Here is a 21859-nt window from a genome sequence, read left to right as displayed (position 1 = left end):
GGATTGCGGAATTGTGGTAATCGGATCATCACTGCGAACGAATCTCTCCGGGTTGATCTGTACGGCATTTGACCTACCGTCGCGATCAACGTGAATTATACCGAGGGCTTCGAGGGAGAGAACAGCTGCGTTCACGTTTGACATTCCTCTTTCCGTCAATCGGTGGAGTTCACGGTTCGAGAAGGCCGTGTCTGGATTATCAACAAGTACGTGGAGGATGTCAGTCGCTGCGCGGTGCCGGAACGCCTCACGGTCACCGAGCGGAATCGGGAGGCAAACGTACGTTCCTTCACATCCATCCAATGACCGAACGGTATCGCCGTTCATGAACTGATAAGCGGTTCAGTCGCTGTTAAGTGTTCTGATCACGAGCACCACTTCTGGTATGCTCTTCGAACCGGTGATCGGTCGATGAATTCCCTGTACTGACCGCGATTTACACGCCTAACTCTGAATAAAGAAACCGTATTACCAACTACTGTTAATTAAGCGATTCGATAAAATACCACCTATGAACACTTGCAATCTATGCCTTGGAACGAGTCTTCTATGGCTCCTTCAGATAATCAACCCCACCATCGAACGAAGCTCCGACTCGATCATAGAGTACTCTTTTGTATCCCATTCAAACCGTTCTTCGACCCCGGTATCGGTGAACCGAAGTGAGGCACGGACATCACGATCGGGATCATGCTGTAACAGAGCCAGCGCATATGCGAGCATCTGGGGGCGATAGTGCTCTGCAAGTTCAGTGCTCGTCGTCGATGAGAGGTCGTTCGATTTGTAGTCGATGATATGGAAACCGTCCGGAGTAACGAGCAGCCGGTCGATATCACCGACGATCCGTGTCTCATCGATCCGGGCGACGACAGAGTACTCGTCGTAAGTCGCCTCGAGTGTGGAAGTAGCCTCAACCGCGTCCACAAAGTCGACTGCATCAGCGGCGTGTTCAACGGCTTCCCGAAGATCAGTCTCCGTGGGTTCTTCACCAGCCATCTGGCTCAGCCGGCGAATTATTCCCTCCCATTCGTCTCTCGGCGGACGAAGTTCGTTGAGACGGTGGACAACCGTTCCGAAGGTGGTCGGGCTCAAGCCAGTCGACTCGTCGCTATCGCTGTCACTGTAACTGTGACCTCCTTCGGAGGCGTCTGCAACCTCGTTCACGAGCGTTGTCGCAGCGACTCGCATCGCCGACGTGTGAGTAGATGGCGAGGGAATCGATATCTCCGGCACCGAATCTCCGGCGGGTTCCTCACGCTGCCAGTCTACGGGGCGAGGTGGAGTCCGAACAGTGTAGTTCGTGTCGCCGAGCTGGCTGTGTGCTTGGTCGCCCCGAATTGCCTGTTCGAGCAGCTCACCATCCTCGAGGAGGATCGGTTGGAGCCAGTCCCGCCATCGATCGGCTTCAGCAAATTCCGCCGGTTCACCGAGCGCCACGCCTCCGGACTCGTCGATGTCGATATCGTGAGTGCCACAGAGGAGGAGATGATCCCGTGTCCTCGTACACGCCACGTAAAGGAGCCGCTTTGCCTCCGCTCGTTCTTGGGGGCGGTATCGTCGATCAGCGTACTCGTGAACAGCCGTCTTTTCAATCGCGAAGGCATCGTTCGGATCTGGACCACCAACCGCTGGAATCGGTGGTGCGTCATCGGTGCCGTCGACAAGCCGGACGTAGCCATGGTCGTCGATGGAACGACCAAAGTTGAGATCACTACCCAGGTCAGGCACTGTGACGATCGGGAACTCGAGTCCCTTGGCGGTGTGAACCGTTAGTAGGCGTACGCCTTCGGTGTCACCTGGGATATCGGCTTCCCCTTCACGCGGGTCGGTCTCGACCTGTCGGTCGATTCGGTGAAGTAACCCGGCTGCCGTGTGGACGCCGTTCTCACTCCAGGTTCGGACTTGGTCCCGAAACTTCTCGACGTTCGCGACGGCCTGCCGACCGCGTTCGTCAGCACTAATTGAAGTCAAATATCCCGAATCGTCGATCACACGGGTCAAGAGTTGGTTCCACGGAAGGACGCCGTTATCGGTCGGCGTTGCACAGCCACTGAGCGTCCGCCACGTCGACAAGAGATCGAACGCATCCGCGAGCTGTGGATCGTCCGTCTCGGCGAGTGCATTCCAGACTGAATCGGCGTCTGCGATCGCAGGGGCGAGACGGTTATCGGTAAATCCGAACAACGGCGAGCGAAGCACACCGTAGAGTGAGACATCGTCCGCTGGGTCACCGAGCGCCCGAAGGAGATTCGTAAGTGCCTGCACCTCGGGCGTATCGTAAAATCCGACGCCGCCAATGACGGTGTAGGGAATATCGTACTCCTCGAGTGCCCGCTGATACCGATCCAGATGCGTTCGCCGGCGGAGTAGGATTGCGACGTCGTCAGGCGTTGCTTCTCGGTGGTCACCCGTATCGGGATCCTGGACTTCCGGCGGGTCATCGAACAGATGCGTTAACCGGGCGGCAAGCCCCTGTGCTTCAGCTTCGATAGTGTGATCGAGCGCGCCGTCTGCAACGGGATGATCCGCGCCGAAGATCGTTTCTGCAGTCTCGGCATCGTCCGGGACGACGAGATATTCGACGCTTCCCGTCAACCCCTCGATCTCCTCGACGCGGTCGCGTTCCGTAGTCAGGCTTTGTGGCGGGGCTTCGAATGGTGCATGGGCGTCACCTTCCGGCTGGAATAGGTGCCCGAAGAGTTCGTTGAGGAACGACAGGGGCTCGTCTAACGTTCGGAAGTTCCCCGAAAGCTCAAGGGCAGTCGGATGTGCCGCTTCACTCTCGGGAACGGTATCGACGCCACGCGATGCATTAACCGACTGGAGATCGGCTCGAGCATCACCGAACGTCGTTACGTCTGCCCCACGAAACCCGTAGATGCTCTGTTTTTCGTCGCCGACGAGGAAGACGTTCGACGCCGTTTCGCCGTCGACGTCGCTGAGGAGTTTTACCAGTTCCCACTGCCGCGGATCCGTGTCCTGGAACTCGTCGACCAGTACGGAATCGAACTGCTCCTGAAGGCGCTCCCTGACGCTCTCGTTGGCTCGAAGAAATTGCAGTGTGGTTTCGATCACATCGGGAAAATCGAGCGTATCCCGACGGTCCTTCTCCGCGTTGTAGGCCTCCAGAACGTCCTCGAATACACGCAGTAAGGCGAGTGCGTAGTGAGCGCTATGTTCCTCGAGTTCGCCGGGCGTGGTCTCAACCCCTTCCTCGTGAGGTTCGACTGCTTCGATAACGGTGTTGATGACGTCTTTCAGGTCATCGTAGACGGAACCGTATTCCCCCCAGTCGTCTTTGTCGCCGACGACGTAGCCTGAGCTGCTATACAGGCCGCCATTTTTCTTCTCACAGACCTCATAGAGATCGAGGATCGCCCGTTGACAGGCGCGTGAGTCACTCGTACCTGAGTCTGCGGGAAGCCGTTCGACCACATCCTCGAACGTCTGATAGGCCTGGAGTCCGTCTTCATCGGCAATCGTCGCCTGTGTATCCACTCGACTAACAACCGTTCGCAACTCGTCCAAGAGCTCGTTGTCGTAGAGCGTTTCGCGGGCGGCTACAGCGTCTAAGTCACAGACGGTCTCCCAGAGAACGTCAATGTAGTCCGTGACGTCGGCATCCTGCCATGCGTCTAGGACAGCCTCGCTCTGTGGGCGTTCATCGAGCAACCCTGCGAGAACATCGATTAGCTGATCGCGACTCCATAGCTGGGCAAGGAGTGTGATATCGGTATCGTCCTGATTTCGTTCGAGGAATTCAGTCACAACCTCCCGCTGGAGTGTCGCCGCACCGTCCTCATCGACCACGTCGAATCCAAGCGAAACTGGAGCCTCGACAGCCCGCTCTCGCAACAGGCGTGTACAGAACGCATGAATCGTGTGGACGTACCCGTCCTCGAGATCGTCGAGGACGCCCCGCCAGCGATGATACTCGTCCCCTGAGTTGACGGCCTCGAGTTTCTCGTATACTTCCTCTCGAACGCGCTCGGTCAGTTCCGCGGCCGCTTTGCGAGTAAAGGTGATTGTGACGATATTTTCGGGCGTGAGGTCGGGATTCTCGTCCAGTATCGTCACGTACCGTTCGGCCAGCGTCGTCGTCTTGCCGGTGCCAGCACCAGCAGTGATCGCGACGTTTCGGTCCTGGATCAGTGCGTCTTGCTGTTCCGCTGTCAGCTGAATGGTCTCAGTTTCCTCAGTCATCGCTCATCACCGCCTGGAGATCTTCGTCGTCTCGAACACGGAGCGGCACGTATGCGGCGTCATCCTTGCTGACCTCGTCGACGAACTCGCGCTTGCGATGGTGGCGAACGTCACACGCTCGACGGTAGTCACAGTACTGGCAGTTCGCGTCTCGAGGGGACTGCAACGTCGTGTGGAACCGTCCGTTGGCGAGTGCCTCGTCGATCTGTCCCAGCCACTCGGGAACGACATCCTCCAGGAAGCGCCGAAGATCGGCCTGTGAATCGAATTTCGACTCGACGCCGCGAGGAACCTTGAGGTCGTTCGGCGGCCGCACTTGATAGTACGTCGCTGAGAGGCTCCCCTGGTCGAACAGATCTCCATCGATGACCTCGTCCGCGGCGAGCAGATAGATGGGGAGCTGGAACGTCGTCCCGCCGGTCGTTTTCGTCATGTACGGTGCCTTCCCTGTCTTGTAATCATAGAGCGTGATCTCCGAGTGCTCGCCGTTCCGATTCACGTCAATACGGTCGATATAGCCGCGAATCGCAACCGTCGATCCATCTGGGCGTTCGATTGAAAACGGTCCGGAATCTGCCTCTGGAAGTCCCTCACCGAACGGAGCTTCGAACAGGTGTGGGGACGCAAAATCCCCTCTGGAGAGTTCGTTGTCGAGGAACGTCGCGAACAGTCCCTTTTCGGGCGCATCGTGAGGTTGCACGCCGGATTCGAACGGAACGGAGTCATCGTCGCCCAACCCCGCAAAGAGTTTCGCTTTCCATCGCTCGTAGAACAGGCCGTCATACTCGAAATCAGCTTCATGGAGTTCTGCAACGGCAATCTCTCGGAGGTGAGTAGCGAGCACACCTCGATCGTCGTCGGTGAGGTCTACGCCATCCTCGAGGTTGTCCTGAAGGTCTGCATAGAAGCGCTCGAGGACGTCGTGGACGTACGAACCAGTCTCGAGGGGCGTGGGGGTGACCTCGACATCGTCGGGATCCTCGATCCCGAGAACGTTGTCAGCGTAGAATTTGAACCCACACCTGGCGTACTGCTCGATCCGACTCGCACTGTAGGGTTCCCGATCTGCCGGTGGGTAAACTGCCCCAACAGTGTCGGAATCCAACAAGCCGTCGTGCTCAGCGAGACTTGTTGTTCCCCTCTGTTCTGCACACTGGAGGCCCCGATCTGTTCGCTTTGTTTGTGCAGGCGAAAGATCACCGCGATCACCGGCACGACTGACCGCCACACGTCGATCAGCGGCGGTCGCGATGTGACGCTGGAGATCCTCACGGGAGCCCACGCGATCGTCGACGCCAGCTTCCGGTTCGATTCCGGTGACACGCTGTAGTTCGTCAAGTACCGGCGACCGGACGACGGCAGATTCATCACCACCCGTCTCCGGAGTGGTGATCGTGAGCGCGTCGACGTTCGCGAGCAGGGTCGCAAACAGGTAGCGGCCACGGAGTCGCTCGTCGGCGGTGTCGAACCGTGGGTGGGACTCGGTCATCTCCTCGAAAAAGGCCGGACGTTCCGGCGTCGTCGGGAAATGCTCGCTCGTCAGGCCGACGAGAAAGACCTTCTCGAAGGATCGCATCCGGGCGTCGAGCATCCCCATCACTTCGACATGGCCGCCAGCAGCGCTCTGTGGAACTCGAATCGATACGTTACTGAAAGCTCGAGTGAATAGCGCTAATGGGGATTGGGCGCTACGTACGCCCTCCAGGGTCTCGAAGGAACTGAGTAGCTTGCCAACGCTCTCATAAGCTTGTTGTTCAACAGCCTGTTGTGCACCGCTGGCGTAGTTCTCGGCAGCCGCCTCGAGTTCGAGCCGGTCGTCCAGTAGTCGGCGTAGTGTGTCGGTTGCGTCTCCAACGGTTCCTGTACGGAGTGTCTCCAGCGTCGCTAACAGGTCCTCGATCAGTGTTTCTGTTTCGGCGTCGACGGCATCGAGAAGTGGCGTAACTGAAACCGTATCGTGCCGCCGAGCAGCAGCCGTAATAATATGGGCTTGATCAGTATCGACGACGTCGACCAGCGGATTCGCCAAGAGTGATGTGAGGTCTTCAGCACGCGGATCAGGTTCGGCGAGGTTCAGAAGGTCGTACACGACGCTTCCGGTGAACGTCTGATCCAGTTGTGATGCATCAGTTGTAACGTGTGGAATATCGAACGTATCGAGTGTGTTCTCTACGTAGCCCGAATACGACTCAGTGCCAGGGATGACGACGGCGAGATCATCGGGATCTCGCCCGTCCGCTAACTCGGTTCGCAGTTCGCGGGCCACAAAGCGAATCTCACGCTCGGGTGTGGGGAGTTCCCGCCACTGGAGATGATCCGGGGTTGGAATGGCCTCTGGATCTGGCCGATAAAGGGCGTTGGTAATCGTCTTAAACGTTCTCCCGGCCTCGTCCACTGGCTCGAGGTGCACCGTCTCGAAGTCCAGTGAGTTGTAGACATCTCTCGCGGCGGTTGCGACGGCATCGGCCCCAGACCGGCCATCCTGATGGAGCGGCAGTAGTGCGATCGTCGGAAAGTCCTCGACGATACGCGCGATGAGGCGGCGTTCAACCGGGCGAAATTCGTGGTACCCTGAGAGGATCACGATGTCCAATTCGGACGAGACTGTGGATAACGACTGGTCCGCTGTCGCGACGGCATGGAACATTTCGCCGCGGGTACAGACCCATTCGTCGACGTAGTCGGTATGGAAATCGCGGTAGTGACGATAGGCGTCGACGGTAGCTGTTGCGATCCGATCATCGAGCGCAGACCCCTCGAACTCTGTCTTGAGTGCGTCGGCAGTCCTGACACCAGCGTCATCGAAGAGCGAGAACCGGCTACTGAACGAATCCGCAAGCGCGGCAGACGCCGGTTCGCCGGCGAGAGCGCCTGTTGTCTCGGCCGTAGTTTTGTCGAGTGCGTACTCGGTGAGTCGCCGATCCAACTGCCCAGAAAGTGGTTGGACAGGACCGTGGAGGTTTTCGTACCAGTCCCGAACGACCGTATCAAGCGTCTCGGCTCGAAGGCGAAGCGGCTTGTGCGACGTGGCCCAGCTATTTTCAACCTCGCTTCGGCGAGCGTCGTTTCGAGTAATGTAGAGGATACTCCCCAGCGAATCGGTGGCAATATTAGCAGCCCGCTGAAACGCCTGGTGTTCCAATCGGGCGTGTTTCGGACCGGTAAGGAGCGTTGAATCCATCGAACACTCTATACCAAGATATCCACCTCACTTGACTTTTGTCAACACTGATAGGTGGCGCTCTCAGGCGTCTCGCGTAACCGTGAGAGTTCGTCTTTTCGGTCCACGAAGTGTTCCATAGGCCTACTCTAACCCAGTGAAGAATCATACTTCCGAATAGCCTATTCTGAAATAGGCTAATCTGAGATTGGCTATTTTCGAATACCTATGTGGCTCGTGAAGTACCTCGCGCACGGTGGGGCGGGGAACTCGCGCTGCCTTTAGTTTAGACCATCAGCAGGACACACAGAGATTCCAGGATGTTTTATAGGAACATACGACGGAAACCCGGGGTGGGATTACGGAAACGACGGGAACGAGGGGGATCGAAAGATCCTGGAATAGTCATCCAGATGATCCACGTTCTTCCGGTCATGTAGGTAGCGTTGATCTCAGACCGATCTGATTCCTATCTCTATTGGTCATCGATAGCGCCTACGCAAGAGTATAATAATTTGGATGTGCGAATCGCTCACCATCTATCTTTCTCACGCGACTTTTCAATTTCGACATTATTTTGGTTTATCAAACTCTCTTTTAGAATCGCATGTCAGGTAAGAACAAAGACAAATATATCAAAGAGCTAGAAAATAGGGTAGACGAGTTGGAGGATAGAATGAGCGCTATCGAAGACATATTCGCCCCAGCTATTCTCGATCGACAGACCGCACACATCGAGGCGAAAGAAGGGGATGCACGAGATACGCTGTCCGAGGGTGATGTAAAAACAATCAAAATTTTCGATCCGCCAGGTCACGGAAGCGATCCCGATAGCGGAGTCGGAAAGATAGACGGCATCGTGACGTTCGTCAACTGTGACGGACTCAACGTAGATGAGGGCGATGTCGTCCACTGCCGCATTACGAATGTATTGCCGAACGCAGCGCATGGCGTTGCGACGCAGATGGCAGAGTACGACGAGTAGACAACTTCTGCGTACTCTCCTTTGAAGGGGGTTGGTGAATCGCAATACGGCATGAGGTTGGGAGGTCTTAGCTAGACTGTGACGGAGTCTACTCGCTTTCTTATCGTGGAGTCTTCTGAGATTGTGGCTGGAATTGTCCAGAATAGCGCCTCTCGGGCCTGCTCTCACCCATAGAAATCGACGCCGTCTAGTGATTCACCAGAGCCATATCTTGTACTATCTCGTAATGATCTGATCAACATTCTATGTGAAAGGTTGAGTGTACCAACACTATGAAAGTCGCTCCAGTGGATTCCAGTTATGCACACGATCGGTCCGTATGGCCCTCGAGAACACCGGCGTCGCCGTCGACCACGTCGTCCTCGGCGCGAACGGGCGACCCGACGAGCGACGGCCGCTGTACGGCAGCGTCTCGGAGACGGTCGTACGGCGCGTGCCGGTGCCGGTGGTAGTGACAGTCGTTCGGTGACCGACCGAGGAACACAAGACGAGCGCCGATGGACGACACCTGTCGGCCGTTCGGTCGCCCGCCCTGACCGCACCTAGTACTATCCCGTCCCCCGTGGTCGGACCGGTCGATGCGGTACCTCGAAATCACCGTGCCAACGGACCGGCGGGAGGCCGTCCTCGACGTACTCGACGACGAGGGGGTCGAGTACGTCGTCACCGACGAGGCGACCGGTAGCGGAACCATAGATGCGGCGGTCGTTCGCTTGCCGCTGCCGACTCGGGCCGTCGAACCCGTTCTCGACCGGCTGGCAGACGCCGGACTCGAGGACGCCAGGGTCGTCGTCATCGATGCCCAGACGGTCGTCTCGAAACAGTTCGACGAGTTGCTCGACGAGTACAGCCACGGTGGGACCCGCAGCGAACGTACCTCGAGACAGGTGTTGCGGACGAAAGCCGACGAGTTCACGCCCTCGATCACGATCTACCTCGTCATGCTGTTGATCAGTGCGGTCGTCGCGACCGCGGGGCTACTCTCGGACTCGCCTGCGGTCGTCGTCGGGTCGATGGTGATCGCGCCGCTTTTGGGACCGGCACTCGCCGCCAGCGTCGGGATCGTCACGGGCGACGACGAGCTGCGGACGACGGGGTTCCGGTACCAGACCATCGGCATCGTCGTCGTGATCGTCGCCTCGATCGGTCTCGCAACCCTCGCCCGCCTGGGCGGGTTCGAACCTGGCGGCGTCGACATCGTCGTCGTCGCCGAACTCGAGGAGCGGGTCTCGCCGAACCTGCTGTCGATCGCCGTCGCGCTCGGGGCCGGGATCGCGGGCATCCTCAGCCTTACCCGGGGGTTCTCGGAGGCGATCGTCGGCGTGATGATCGCGGCGGCGTTGATCCCGCCCGCGGCGGCCGTCGGTATCACGACCGCCTGGGGGATGTACGGTGCGGCACTCGGCGCGCTCGTGCTCGTCGTCGTCAACGTGCTCTCGATCAACGTCGCCGCCCTGGTTACGCTGTGGGTCGCCGGCTACCGTCCCCAGGGGCTGTTCGACGTTCCGCCGACCCGGAAACCGACGTACACGTACGGTGCGGTCTTCGGCGTCGCGTTGCTGTTATTGGCGGCCCCGCTCGCTGGCGTCACCCTCGTCGAGTTCCAAGCGACGCAACTCACCTCGACTGCCAACGACGCGGTCGACGAGGCCCTCACCGAACCGGCCTACGCGGACCTCGAGCGCGAGTCGGTCGAGGTAACCCTCGACGACGACTATCCGCTTCGCTCGATCGACCGGGTCGTCGTCACCGTCTCCGGGACGAACCCAACCGACAATCCGGGACTCGCAGATCGGATCCAAAACACCCTCACGACGACTACTGACGAACCGGTCACTGTCGAGGTCCAGTACGTCGTCGCCGAGGAGAGCGGCCCGGACACCGAGGAATCCGCGCCGTCGCTCTCGAACGCCCAGTCTCGGTCTACAGGTGTCGCCGCCTCGTCGGAGCCGACAGCCGAGAGCGAACGGACAGGACCGTCGCTCGAGACCGAGCGGAACATGTCGCAACTCGGGAGTACGGCCCGGTAGCGGTTTTCCTGTGCCGAGTCACGTCCGATCATCGACCGGAACGCACAGAACCGGCTGATCGGCACCACGGACGACGTTCTCGGTGACACTACCCAGCAGCCGGTGACCGGCTCGCGAAGTTATTGTGTCCTCCGTCGATGAGTCAACCATGACGTTCGTCGTTCCGTTCGACAGATCGGGACTCTCGAAAGCGGCTCTTGTCCGGGCCGGCGAGTACAGCCAGGCACTCGAGGAACCCGTCACGGTCGTTCCCGAGCGAAAACGGTACGCTCGAGAGAAGGGGTAGATCGGGCCGGACGAATCGTACGATATCGAACGCATCCGCGAGTTTCCGCCGAGATACTGGTTGTATACCGTCTCGAATGCACCAGCCCATTCAACGACTCGAGATGGTGTCGACCCAACGTAATCGCCAGTTACAGCGAAAACAGTGCTGTCTCGTACATCTCGACCGACCCGCGCCGGCTCCGATCACCAGAAATCGACCCACGAACGATGACGTAATAGCCAGTCCCCAATGGCGAAACCTCAGTAAACGAACCCAACTCATCGATGATCTCTCGAGCCTCTTCGCTCGGTGATCCCGCCTCCGGATCACGACAGTCGCCCAGGTCAATTCCAACGAACGAATCTTCCTCCGTGAATACGAACCCAATACCGGCAGCATCTCCACGCTCGAGATACTCGAGTGTCTCGTCGAACGAACGCCACATATCCGGATTAGTTACCGAAGTAAGCTCAGCTACACCAGGTACAATAGGCACCTTAGTTACCTTTTCTTCTCGGTCCTTGCTCTGCCAGCACATCCACTGTTCTCGAGTCTGCTGGGTCTCGAGAATCATGACTGTGCCTCCGTGATCTTGAGTCGGACCTGATCCTGGTGCGAAATGGCACAAGCTGGCGAGCAGTATACCGTTGATGTTGGGTTTTCACAGACCAGATTGAGGCATGCTGTCTTTACGGGATTGGCAGTACGTATCGTTCGGTGTTTCATTGGGTTTTCACGCAGGCAGTTCTCTGATGCGCCTGCCCCCTGTTCAGGCGCACAGAACACAACACGAACACGAGTGTGGAGTTGCCCAAATACTGATATGAGTTCCTTCGAAATGTACTGTAGATCTAGAAATGGCGTCTAAACGGCTCCGAAGCATCGTTCCGATGTTTGGGGGAGCGACAAGCTACGTTGAGACGCTCGATGAAATCATCGAGTACGTCAATGCTCAACAGCCAACGACGGACGAACTTGTTGGCTGGCATCGGGGAAGGTTTGAACGGGTCTCGAGCCGGGATTCAATCTTGAGACGGTGTGACTATCTCGAGGACGTCGGCTTCCTCGAGGTTCATGCCGATGAGTGGGATCTTGGCCCTGAGGGCCAACGGTATTTGGCTAATCGATCAACTGAAACCCTCCTCGAGATCATGTGTCGCCGAAATCTCGGGCTTCGGAGCTTGCTCTACGCGCTGTCTGTGGGGCCAATGTTGATCGACGATGTAAATCGACAACAACTCAAAACGCATCCCGAACTCGGTTGGAATCCATCAAACTACGATATGGCGCTACAGCGGGTTAATTGGCTCCGTAGTCTTGGTGTCGTTCAGAAGGATGGAGACCAGTACACGCTGACAGCTGAGGGACGTCAGTTCACCGATAATGCAGTAGAGGCGTGGGCAGACTCAACGACGATTGATGAGTCTGTCGCGTCGGATCCAATGATGGCTGGTACCTACGACACCACAGTAGAGGCCAGAGCAACCGATCCCGAATTCCGAGCGACTGCGCTCTATCAGTTCGATCAGACCTGTGCTGTCTCTGATGTAGACCATCCAGCTTTGTTGGACGTTGCCCATATCCTTCCTTGGTCAGATTATCCAGAGTATCGAGCTGATCTCCAGAATGTACTCCCGCTGAGTAAGATCCATCATGCAGCATTCGATCGGAAGCTGTTCACGATCGATGCTGAGTTCCATTTGCAAGTGAACCCCCAGTTTGAGACAGACAGTCAGCTGCTTCGTGAGACGATTTGCGATCGTGCTGGTGAGCGGATTTCACTTCCCGAGAAAGCGGTCTCCCCAAAATACTTGAACAGACATAATGCGAGGCTCGAGTGGGTTTGATATGAAATTCACCCGTATATTGCTACTCTAATTCTATTGGTGGTAGAAGGATTACGGAAAGGTTCTCTGGGGACTAGCCAAGGAACACAACCATTAGATGACATCAAATACTTTGAGACCTGGGTGTGTGCGTACCGATATGGCTACGTTCGAGGGGCCAGATTTCCAGGAACTTGAGCCCCAGGATGTTCGAGAGTACTGGACTCATGAGGCTCACGAGTTCACACCTTGGTTAGCTAATGAGATACGTTCAGAAGATGCTTCCCATCTCGAAGATGTTCTGGGATTAGATTTGGAAGTGATTCAGATGGAGAAGAGCGTTGGTAAGTACAGCGTTGACATTTTAGCTGAAGTCGTTGAAGATGGTCGACAAGTTGTCATTGAAAACCAATTGGACCAATCTGACCATGATCACCTTGGGAAGTCAATCGCATATGCTTCTGGTGTCGACGCAGACATAATCGTCTGGATTGCACCCAAATTCAACGACGAACATCATGACGCGTTTCAATGGCTCAATCGAAACAGCCTAGAGGGGATTGACTTCTTTGCTATTAGGTTGGAAGTGTGGCGAATCAGTGACTCTCCGCCCGCCGTTCGACTGAATCCGATTGAGGACCCCAGTGAATGGAAGGAAAAAGCTCAGCGTGCCGATAATGAACTGACGGATACAAAGCAGCTTCAAGAAGAGTTCTGGACTGAATTTAGAGACCAAATTCAAGATTCTACAACGCCACTTCGGGCTCGTAAGCCCCGTCCTCGCCACTACTATACGAATCCAATCGGAAAGACCGGGTTTGAACTGTCATTTGTCAATGTCTCTCAAGAGAATACACTACGCGTTGATCTCATAATCCAAGACAACGAAGATGCGTTCTGGGAGTTAAAATCAGAGGAAGAAATGATAGAAGATGAACTCGGAGAGGAGGTTATCTGGAGAGAGCCCCGGGAGACTCAATCCGGAAATATGCGTAGTAATATCAGTGTGATCCATAATGCCGATATAGAATCGACTGAGCAGTGGGACCAGTATTTTGATTGGATGATGGAACAAGGAGAACAATTTCACGAGGTTTTCTACGATCGGATCCAACAACTCTAGATATTATTTGAAAGAGTGATTGTATAGACAATTGAAAAGTCAAAAAGCCGTGGACTTAGTTTGTCGATCCCGTTTGTATATAGTGTCTGTGGGCCTTGTTTGAACGCGTGATTTCACGGCTGTGAGTCCTCGATGGCGCGTTCGATGTTGCGGACCGCGGATTTCATGACAAGTTCACGAAATTGACCGAACCAGGTTCTCAACCAGAGCGTATCGCCGTATCTGCGCCGGAGACCGAAAAACACCGATTCAGCGTTCGAGCGAAGGTGGTACGCCTGATCCTTGATGAGCAAATTTCTCGCCCATCCCCGCATCCCAGGATCTCGCTGCGGAATCAGCGGCGTGATACTTTCCGCACGCAACCTCGTGCGAAGCTCCTCCCAATCGTAGCCCTTATCGGCAGCGACAGTCGCCAAATCGCCGAGATTCCGTACTAACACCTGCCAGCCGATCTGTGTATCGTGCGGTTGTTTCATCGAACAGTGTATATCAAGAATCGTACTAGTTTCATGATCGATGAGCAGCGTCGTCTTCACCGCCTCGAACGTGTAGTCCGTCCGTTTTGCGTAGTGCTGGCTGGCCTGGACGCGATCGACACCGGTTGCGTCGATCGCCTGCACATTCCCGAGATCATACAGTTCGACGGACTAATCGAGGATCGCTCGCCACCGCTTCATCGGAATCGCCTGCTTTCGCGTACACACCGTTGAGAAGTGTGGGACCATTTCAGGCGTCAATCCGAGTGATTTCGTCACCCTCGTCATCTCGCGGAGGACGTCCATCAGCTTCCGGTACGGATGGCCGAGATACTCTTTCAGTCCCTGAACGGCGAGAATCACTCAGTCAGCGTAGCCTTCTTCTCCCGGACGGTAAGCCGGAGCTGGCTGTCCAACGATGGCTTTTTGAGCGAGCGACACAATCCTCTCTGTGAAGCGGGAGGTCTTCATGTGCACAACGAACCCGTCCCGTTACTTCCTAGTAGATTTGGTATTTCTCTCGAGCTACTAGTACGACGATACGAGTCCGATCGACTCTGCACTGCTAACGTTTGAACGTCTAAACAAGGCCCAATCACTTCGCTCATGGTACGACGGCGAGTTTTCACACTCGGGACACTGCTTGGCGATGATCGGCGCCCAGATCCAGATCGCCGATTCGCCCTCTTTCACGTGCCGGTCGAACTCCGTCTGCCACGTCCGATAGCCGGCGACTCGAGTTGCCTCAGGACACTGGCGAGTAATGAGGAGTGTATTTCGATAGGAGTAATCGTGGAAGTGGCTCTGGACGTTAAGCCACTCCTGGAACTGGTCGCTCGAGGCCGCCTTGTCGACTTGCTCGATAAGGTCTTCGGCCCATGCTTCCATCGTACTGTGCATCTCGTCCCGTCTGGTATCTGAATCATCGAAAGATACCTGAGAGCAGTCGCTCGAAGTCATTGTTCTCGACGAGGGACTAATTGTGAGAACGCCCCTCACCCCTCAGGGGGTGACAAACATCTCAGTTCGAATTGGACAGGACTGCTGACTGTCGATATCCAGCCTTTCTTCCTTACTCCTAAGCCACAGGAATCCACGAATCACCGTGTACTATCGTGATTCACTTACTATTTTCTGGATTACTTATGAAAAGGCTTCAACACAGTCGACTAGGTCGTCCTCAGTCGTCCACTGGTAGAGACGTCCAACATCGTCAAGCATTTCGAAGATTGCTGTCTGCATCCCACTATATGGACTTTCGATGTCAATTTCCGTATCAATCGAATCTATATCTATCCTGTCGTATTCACGTTTAAATACATGTGTCTTCTCGAAATACTCCTCAAGAGCAGTGAAATAACCTTGTTCGACGAGGAAACCACCCTGAGAATGTTCTGCGACGCCTATGATGAAATCCGTATAATCAGCGAGCAGTCGGAACTTGAGGTAAGTATTCGTCCACTCGCTTCGGATGTCGACCATTAGGAACGCGTACGCGTCGGGCTGCCTATTGAGTCGATCTTTCATCAATTGCAGACGACGGATTTCGGGTCGCCCGTAACTTCCGAGGACGAAGTACGAACTCTCAGACGAGAAAATCGGCGTGAGTTCGGCCACGCTCTGCTTAAGAGTTTCGTACTCTGCCGGCGTAAGCGAGGCATCATGGAGATACTTCTCCGCTTTGTCGGCGAGTTCCTCGACAGTGACTGGATCCTTACTCATCTGGTGAGGAATACTCTTGTCCCCTGCTTCAATGTGGCGACTGCATCGTGTACCGTATCGCTCTATACTAATTCGCATTTGAACGAAACGCTTTTGCACGCACCACTCGAACAACAAGATAATGAGCGCATCCGATCACTCACCAAGCGAACTCGAGTCCGTGCGAGAGCAACTCAACATTGTTACCCAGGAGACGCGATTTGCGCTCCTCCAAGATATTCTTGGGCATCCTTCAGGGTTACCAACTCTGAAGGAACTCAACTATGTCAACCCGAGCAAGAGTCAGACGACGATTCGCCAGCACCTCCAGCAGCTCGTCGACGCTGGCATTGTTGACGAAGTACGTCTCTCCGAGGATCATCGGCAGAACGATCTGCCGTATACCTTCTATGGAATCAGTGACAGCGGTCAGCAGTTCCTCGAGAACCACAAATTACTCCGAGCACAAGACACACTTCGAGAGATCTACGATCGGGTGGAGAAAACCGACGACATTACACGGTATGAGACTGCGCCACGACCAGAGCGCTGAGAACTCTTTTCTTCTTAATACTTCCACGTTATTCGTCCTCAACTGATGTCGAAAGAATGCGCTCGAGGCGCGTACTCGAGGCCCTCGAGCGGGCTATTCAAAGATCAGGCGACCCGACCTCACAGCCACACGGAGAGCAGATATGCTCCGTCGGCCCACGGCTCGTGAGCCTGGTAACGGGCGTGCCACACCGCGGACAGGCTGGCAGTGACGACGCTTCGCGGTCGTCTGGCTCCGATGGTTGCTCGCTCATCGATCCCTCGAGCGCAGCTTTCTGGGAGCCCCAGCTAGTTGATACCGATACGGCTGTCGTGCGAGACGTTTATATCTCGGTAGAATCAACGCAAACATGGTTTCAACCCTTACCCGGTTAGAAACCGCGCCTCGGGTGTCCTATCACCCGGGGCATTTCAGCGCATGCCCCCTGCGGCTGGTCGGAGCGTGCTTTCCATCTTGATTGTTGTCGGGTAGTCACTTATATATAGGGATTACGACAGCCAGAAACAGTTCAGAGCCATATTCATTCTACTGGCTTTTACCCCAAGTCTCTGGCTCTGCCGAGACTGTGCGCTATGCTCTCTGACAAAACACTCCCTGAATTCACGTGATGATGGGAGTGGACAGAAAATTTTGAGAAGAAGTTATAGAACAGTTGCTGTGTGTCGTCTATGGCCGCGATTAGCTTTTCGACATCTACAATTGGTTCTTGAGGGCCGTGGTGAATCGCCAGACGTAGCGTGATTTCACGGTTTCACCGCCTGCTTGATGTTGTGAACCGCACACATCAGGACGAGTTCACGAAATTCACCGTACCAAGATCGCGCACGCACGGCATCGCCGAGCGTGCGCTTGATCGTCGAGAAGACCGTCTCACACATCACTCGTTGGCGGTAGCGAGGCCCATCGATCCGCGCGTTATGCGCGTGATCGATGGGCCGGAACTCACGATGCTTGATCAGCGGTCTCACGCCGTCTTCACGGAGTTTCTCGCGTAACTCCATCCAATCATAGCCTTTGTCCGCAGCGAGGCTGGCGAGGTCGCCCGCATTGCGGCGGGCGACCTGCCAGCCGAGCTGTGTGTCGTGACGTTTCTCGGTCGTACAGTGAACGTCCAGAATGGCTTGCGTTTCTGTATCGACGAGAGCAGTTGTTTTGAGCGTCTGAACACGGTAATTCGTCCGGCGGCAGTAGTGTTTGCTGGCGTTTTCGCGGTCGAAAAACGTCGCGTCGATCGCGGCGTGACCGCTCGGGTCATGCAGCTGCGCCGACAGGCGCAGCAGCACTCGCCAGAGTGCTGTCTTGATCCTGTCAAACCACTTCACTAGCGTCGAGTGATGCGGGAGATCGGCCGCGTCGAGGCCGATCTCCCCGAGAATATGTAGCATCTCGCTCAGCAGATCTAACGTCTCTCGATAGGACTTCTCCAAGTAAACTCGAAGACAGTGGAGCGATACGACAGCGTAGTCGGCGAAGCCGCCACCCCCTTCGGGGGCGGCGACTTCGCCTCGGCCACCGACAGCATTTTTAGCTAACTGAACCGCTTTCTTCGTGAAGCGGGAAATCTTCGACATAGGCATCGGCGGTTTCCCGCTTCATTCCACTAGTTCTGACGGTCGAATCCGACGCTGTCCAGCGATTCACCAGAGCCAACTCAACTGATGTTTGGTACCTAATCTTCTGCCTAAGTAGCTTGGACAGATACTCGAAACAGTCCGAAATGGCTCTGTTGAAATCCTTGACTGATGATGAGTTTCAGTAGTTGTGCTGACTACAGAGCGCGAATGTTGCACAAGATTCGGCTTGATTTGCGCCAGTGAAAAGCGGTCAGTGCAGAATAAACACGAAGTACACTACCGCTCTACCGCTGTAACTCCGCTAGTGTTTTCATTCCGAATAGAGCCAGTAAAATCCCGATGACAGCGGCTGAGAGTGTCGTTTCGTGATACTGATGAGCGGCTGGTAATTGTATGATGACGAGTATTCCCGCTATAATTCCGATGACTCCGACACCGACGTCCACTTTCGTCTTGAGATTCTGAGCCATATCTACTACACCCCGTGGCCAGTTAATAGATATCAGACAAGATCAAACGTTGCCTGTTGCCTCTTCGATAACTCAGTGTACAGTCAGCATGAGCAGTTGCCTGAAATCCACAACGGATCGGAAGTTAACACATATATCCGACACCCGTGTATCCTACTTTATATGCAATTCTGTGACGAGTGTGGTTCGATGATGCACACGGAGGGCGACACGTGGGTGTGTCGCTCCTGTGAGAACGAGGAGACGCGGGACTCGCAAGCAGAAGCCGCGATGGCGACCCAGGATGGACAGCGGGACGACGGGGCACCCGCCGTGGCCGACGCGACCCAGGGCTCCACCGAGACGATGCAGGAGCCCTGTCCGGCGGACGACTGCGACAGCGACCGGGCCTACTACGAGTTGATGCCAAAGCCGGGCGGCTCCTACGAGGTTCGGCTGTTCACCTGCGTCGAGTGCGCCCACAAGTGGCGCGAGTCCTGACGGCGCATCTCGTGAACCCCGCCGCTTACATATGCACAGACCGCCACAGCAGACTCTCAACTCCCGGGGTTACTCGGTCTCAAGTGGAGCCACACATCGACTCCAAACCAACTCCCACAACGTTCTTGAGGCTATCAACAACCTCTGTTACAAGAGCCTTTGTTGGGATGTTCATTCCCCCGATTATCGGTGCGGTAATCGTTGGAACACTCTCTCTCCAGAAACGGAACCGAAGACGGGGCAGTGTTCGGACTCCTGGGTAACCCAAAACACTCAATTCACACGTGTAGTGAGCAGATGGTTCACCACTTTTTGGGTGAAGCAGCCGGAACTGTCGTGTTGCATCCATCCTCTGTATTCAGCAGTCAGTGCGTATCAGCTGCAGAGGGTTTCAACAGAGCCTCCGAAATCAAAATAGCGTCCACACAACCGTTCTAAAAATGGACGCGATTCTTGGAAGCATTCCCGGAGCGATGTCCACAGCCGTCAACACCTCAACGTCCGCTTCAGTGGACTGTAACAGGTGATCCGCGCTAGCCGCCTCGAGATTAGCCACAAACTGTGAGCCGCTTAGTCGTCCGAACTCATCAGCCTAATGCAGATTGGAGTTCGTTATCCTAGAAAGCGCCCTCCTCCGTGTCGAATTTCTATGTACTTGGTTGGGAACGGTTTCGAAGAAACACATCGATAGAGGAGTGTGATCGATATTCGCCCCTAATATCACCAAGTGAAATTAGCTTCTCGAATTCAGACCTTACGAATTGTTCCGGGTCTGAGCCTTGACCACGCTTTCTACCTCTTCGTGGGAAACCATATCGATCCTCGAGTCTTCCTGGAGCGTCTCGAGGATCGTTTCAGGACGTTCCGCGAACTGAAACTCGAGGAACATTCCAGAGCTTGGCCCGTGACTTCGGCGCTCGAAATCGACGAGCGAGTACGTCGTCATCTCCTTCATCTTATTGACATAGGTCTCCTGATGGTACTGATCAGCACCAATCGATTCCGTAAGGAACTGATACACGCGGTATCCGGTGGTGCTTCGAGCTGTTTCATCATCCGCCTCGGCCGCAACGGCCGCAGTTGCGTACAGGCAAAGCTTCTTTTGCGTACTAATACCCCGGACGACCTCGAGAACTCGGTTCTTCTCGACTTTGTCCTGTGCTTCGCGAACGTGGTCCTCGCGAACGCGATCGTCACTCTCCCGTTCCGCTAGCTCGCCGGCTACTCGTATCAAATCGATCGCTTTCCGTGCATCGCCATGTGTCTGTGCCGCGAATGCTGCGACTAGTGGAATAACGTCGTCATCGACGACGTCCTCGAAGAACGCATCCTGTCGGTGGTGGAGGATCGACTGGAGCTGATTCGCATCGTAATCATCAAAGTGGACGTCTTCCGGAGTAAACGAACTCAGGGCGCGACTTCCGACAGACTCCATCATTTTCGTGTCGTTGGAAATGGCAACAACGGAAATGTGAGCGGTGAGGTCATTGTTTGCTCCGGCTCGAGAGAGTTGGTAGAGGAGCCGGGAGAAGGCTGGCTCTTGTTTATCCCTCCGACCGACAAGCATGTCGAGTTCGTCGAGAACGAATACGGCGGAATCGAAGTTTTCGTTGACGATACGATACAGCTCATCCCACTTTTCTTTCGTCGCAACACCATGTTTCGGGACTGTTACCTCGGTATCAGCTTCCTCCGCTGCCTCACATGCGAGTTCGTAAATAGCGACCCCAAGCGTATCTAGGTCTTGGCAATTAACCTCGATTGTCCCAAATCGAAGATCTCGCTTTGTACAGATCTGGCCAATATTCTCACAGACAGCCTTCGTGATGAGGGATTTTCCGGTCCCCGACGGGCCGTAGAGAAAGAGGTTTGGGGGACGATTATCACCAAGAGCGACACGGAGCATCTTGGTAACTTCCTGAAGTTGGTGATCTCGACCAACGATTCGATCTTCGGAGACGACGTGGTTCGGATCGAGGAGAGACCGGTCACGGATGAGTCCCGCTTGTTCATCGAACTCGAGTAACATATCTTCGATCGATTTCGGATCGGCGTCCGTCTCACCGCTCGTAGATGATGAATCGTTCGTGGATGAACCGCTCGTAGATGATGGGGTGGAAGATGATGGGGTGGAAGATGATGGGGTGGAAGATGATGGGGTGGAATCGGTTCCTTTCTGGTCAGACAAGTTAGTGGAGTTCTCAGAAGGGACATCATCCTCCTGTTCCTCCGTTGTAGTATCTGAGAGAAAATCAGATTGCGTCGTCTCCGTGTATTCTGAAAGCTCCTCTTTCTCTCGAGAGCTCTCAGAGTCGTCAGTGACCATGCTATGGTACAGTTCGTCAAGGGTCAAAAGTGTTGCCAACCTCTATCGATGTGTGATTCGGTGTTTGAGTGCGTCGTTTCACCAGATACAGGAGTTTTAAAACTGGGATATATACCATACACACGCTGTTAACGATGTGTCTGCCAAGACGGATCGAGACGAGAGAGTAGTAGGGGAGAGACACCCCTCTATCGATGTGTTTCTCTCTAGAATTCCATGGGGGCTAAATCGAGTGGGAGGGACTGTTTTTTCAACGCCACTCGGAACGATTTCCCCTGTATCGGTTGGAGAACCTATAATCCACCGATATTGGAGTGTATTTTATATCCATTCAGTTAGGATTGTAGAGTTGTATGGAGATATATCACGAACATATCGAACACTTCGATAGAGGTGTGTGTGAGTGTTGTTCTAGAAAGCTAGAAGAAGAAAGAGAAAATAAGACTGCCTGATACAACCTCTTAGGATGTCTTGGCGTCAATTACTGTCTCTGAGCATCTACAATGGTATTTTACTCGCTCCCGTCGGCAAACACCCCACCCCTTTCTCGAGGCCGCGAACACATCGATAGAGGGGTGTGTCTCTGGCTTCGTCAATATCTCACACAGTTTGACGGTATGTTCTTGGTTCATCTTGATATCCTCTTCCGCTCCAATGAATCACCTACGTTCTGGGGACAGTCCC

The 21859-nt window shown here is 55.1% G+C and carries 13 protein-coding genes and 3 pseudogenes; 8 read left to right on the top strand and 8 right to left on the bottom strand.

Annotation, left to right across the window (positions count from 1 at the left end; translation table 11 throughout):
• Positions 1-558: 558 nt before the first annotated feature.
• On the bottom strand, positions 559-4203 hold the full coding sequence (locus tag ACYQ14_RS19180; RefSeq protein ID WP_459890509.1) for a UvrD-helicase domain-containing protein: 3645 nt from the start codon (positions 4201-4203) through the stop codon (positions 559-561).
• Positions 4196-7384, bottom strand: coding sequence for a PD-(D/E)XK nuclease family protein (locus tag ACYQ14_RS19175; RefSeq protein ID WP_459890507.1), 3189 nt, complete (start codon positions 7382-7384; stop codon positions 4196-4198). Before ACYQ14_RS19175 ends, ACYQ14_RS19180 begins: the two co-directional genes overlap by 8 nt.
• Positions 7385-7970: 586 nt before the next feature.
• Between ACYQ14_RS19175 and ACYQ14_RS19170 the strand changes: the two genes are divergently transcribed.
• The 4 genes and pseudogenes from ACYQ14_RS19170 to ACYQ14_RS19155 all read left to right on the top strand — a co-directional run.
• Positions 7971-8348, top strand: coding sequence for a TRAM domain-containing protein (locus tag ACYQ14_RS19170; RefSeq protein WP_459890505.1), 378 nt, complete (start codon positions 7971-7973; stop codon positions 8346-8348).
• 319 nt (positions 8349-8667) lie between these two features.
• Entirely contained in the window at positions 8668-8817 is a 150-nt protein-coding gene (locus ACYQ14_RS19165; RefSeq protein WP_459890503.1) for a universal stress protein, read from the top strand.
• Between the two features lie 109 nt (positions 8818-8926).
• Entirely contained in the window at positions 8927-10378 is a 1452-nt protein-coding gene (locus tag ACYQ14_RS19160) for a TIGR00341 family protein (protein WP_459890501.1), read from the top strand.
• 148 nt (positions 10379-10526) lie between these two features.
• Positions 10527-10661, top strand: a pseudogene (locus ACYQ14_RS19155) (universal stress protein); the annotation flags it as partial.
• Between the two features lie 133 nt (positions 10662-10794).
• Here ACYQ14_RS19155 and ACYQ14_RS19150 read toward each other — a convergent pair.
• Positions 10795-11220, bottom strand: a complete 426-nt coding sequence (locus tag ACYQ14_RS19150) for a hypothetical protein (RefSeq protein WP_459890499.1) — start codon at positions 11218-11220, stop codon at positions 10795-10797.
• A 316-nt stretch (positions 11221-11536) separates the two neighbouring features.
• Here ACYQ14_RS19150 and ACYQ14_RS19145 point away from each other — a divergent pair, with 316 nt between their 5' ends.
• Complete coding sequence (locus ACYQ14_RS19145) at positions 11537-12493, top strand: HNH endonuclease (RefSeq protein WP_459890497.1); 957 nt, start codon at positions 11537-11539, stop codon at positions 12491-12493.
• 139 nt (positions 12494-12632) lie between these two features.
• Positions 12633-13595 (top strand): DUF4268 domain-containing protein, encoded by a 963-nt coding sequence (locus ACYQ14_RS19140; protein WP_459890495.1) that lies wholly within the window; start codon positions 12633-12635, stop codon positions 13593-13595.
• 113 nt (positions 13596-13708) lie between these two features.
• Here the strand turns inward: ACYQ14_RS19140 and ACYQ14_RS19135 are convergent.
• From ACYQ14_RS19135 to ACYQ14_RS19125, 3 genes and pseudogenes are all read right to left on the bottom strand, one after another.
• Positions 13709-14542 (bottom strand): annotated as a pseudogene (locus ACYQ14_RS19135) (IS5 family transposase).
• Positions 14543-14665: 123 nt separating this feature from the next.
• Positions 14666-15031 (bottom strand): annotated as a pseudogene (locus tag ACYQ14_RS19130) (ArdC-like ssDNA-binding domain-containing protein); the annotation flags it as partial.
• Positions 15032-15214: 183 nt separating this feature from the next.
• Positions 15215-15793 carry a DUF8170 family protein gene (locus tag ACYQ14_RS19125; protein ID WP_459890493.1) on the bottom strand — a complete coding sequence of 193 codons (579 nt, stop codon included), beginning with the start codon at positions 15791-15793 and terminating at the stop codon, positions 15215-15217.
• A gap of 121 nt (positions 15794-15914) precedes the next feature.
• Here ACYQ14_RS19125 and ACYQ14_RS19120 point away from each other — a divergent pair, with 121 nt between their 5' ends.
• Entirely contained in the window at positions 15915-16325 is a 411-nt protein-coding gene (locus ACYQ14_RS19120; RefSeq protein ID WP_459890491.1) for a winged helix-turn-helix domain-containing protein, read from the top strand.
• Between the two features lie 743 nt (positions 16326-17068).
• On the opposite strand, the gene ACYQ14_RS19115 is transcribed toward ACYQ14_RS19120, so the two are convergent.
• A complete protein-coding gene (locus ACYQ14_RS19115; RefSeq protein WP_459890489.1) occupies positions 17069-17896 on the bottom strand; it encodes an IS5 family transposase in 828 nt (275 codons plus the stop codon).
• Between the two features lie 635 nt (positions 17897-18531).
• On the opposite strand from ACYQ14_RS19115, the gene ACYQ14_RS19110 reads away from it, so the two are divergent.
• Positions 18532-18849 carry an RPA12/RPB9/RPC11 RNA polymerase family protein gene (locus ACYQ14_RS19110; RefSeq protein ID WP_459890487.1) on the top strand — a complete coding sequence of 106 codons (318 nt, stop codon included), beginning with the start codon at positions 18532-18534 and terminating at the stop codon, positions 18847-18849.
• Positions 18850-19603: 754 nt separating this feature from the next.
• Here the strand turns inward: ACYQ14_RS19110 and ACYQ14_RS19105 are convergent.
• Positions 19604-20878, bottom strand: a complete 1275-nt coding sequence (locus ACYQ14_RS19105) for an orc1/cdc6 family replication initiation protein (RefSeq protein ID WP_459890485.1) — start codon at positions 20876-20878, stop codon at positions 19604-19606.
• Positions 20879-21859 lie beyond the last annotated feature (981 nt).

The organism is Halostagnicola bangensis, assembly GCF_054653435.1.
The sequence above is the reverse complement of the archived record's forward strand: the minus strand, read 5'-3'. Positions and strand labels throughout refer to the sequence as shown.

Bases quoted from the DNA above. Each gene is read 5' to 3' on its own strand.
- ACYQ14_RS19140 (WP_459890495.1), top strand. From the start codon at position 12,633: ATGGCTACGTTCGAGGGGCCAGATTTCCAGGAACTTGAGCCCCAGGAT.
- ACYQ14_RS19170 (WP_459890505.1), top strand. From the start codon at position 7,971: ATGTCAGGTAAGAACAAAGACAAATATATCAAAGAGCTAGAAAATAGG.
- ACYQ14_RS19145 (WP_459890497.1), top strand. From the start codon at position 11,537: ATGTTTGGGGGAGCGACAAGCTACGTTGAGACGCTCGATGAAATCATC.
- ACYQ14_RS19115 (WP_459890489.1), bottom strand. From the start codon at position 17,896: ATGTCGAAGATTTCCCGCTTCACGAAGAAAGCGGTTCAGTTAGCTAAA.
- ACYQ14_RS19105 (WP_459890485.1), bottom strand. From the start codon at position 20,878: ATGTTACTCGAGTTCGATGAACAAGCGGGACTCATCCGTGACCGGTCT.
- ACYQ14_RS19150 (WP_459890499.1), bottom strand. From the start codon at position 11,220: ATGATTCTCGAGACCCAGCAGACTCGAGAACAGTGGATGTGCTGGCAG.
- ACYQ14_RS19165 (WP_459890503.1), top strand. From the start codon at position 8,668: ATGGCCCTCGAGAACACCGGCGTCGCCGTCGACCACGTCGTCCTCGGC.
- ACYQ14_RS19125 (WP_459890493.1), bottom strand. From the start codon at position 15,793: ATGAGTAAGGATCCAGTCACTGTCGAGGAACTCGCCGACAAAGCGGAG.
- ACYQ14_RS19175 (WP_459890507.1), bottom strand. From the start codon at position 7,384: ATGGATTCAACGCTCCTTACCGGTCCGAAACACGCCCGATTGGAACAC.
- ACYQ14_RS19180 (WP_459890509.1), bottom strand. From the start codon at position 4,203: ATGACTGAGGAAACTGAGACCATTCAGCTGACAGCGGAACAGCAAGAC.
- ACYQ14_RS19160 (WP_459890501.1), top strand. From the start codon at position 8,927: ATGCGGTACCTCGAAATCACCGTGCCAACGGACCGGCGGGAGGCCGTC.
- ACYQ14_RS19120 (WP_459890491.1), top strand. From the start codon at position 15,915: ATGAGCGCATCCGATCACTCACCAAGCGAACTCGAGTCCGTGCGAGAG.
- ACYQ14_RS19110 (WP_459890487.1), top strand. From the start codon at position 18,532: ATGCAATTCTGTGACGAGTGTGGTTCGATGATGCACACGGAGGGCGAC.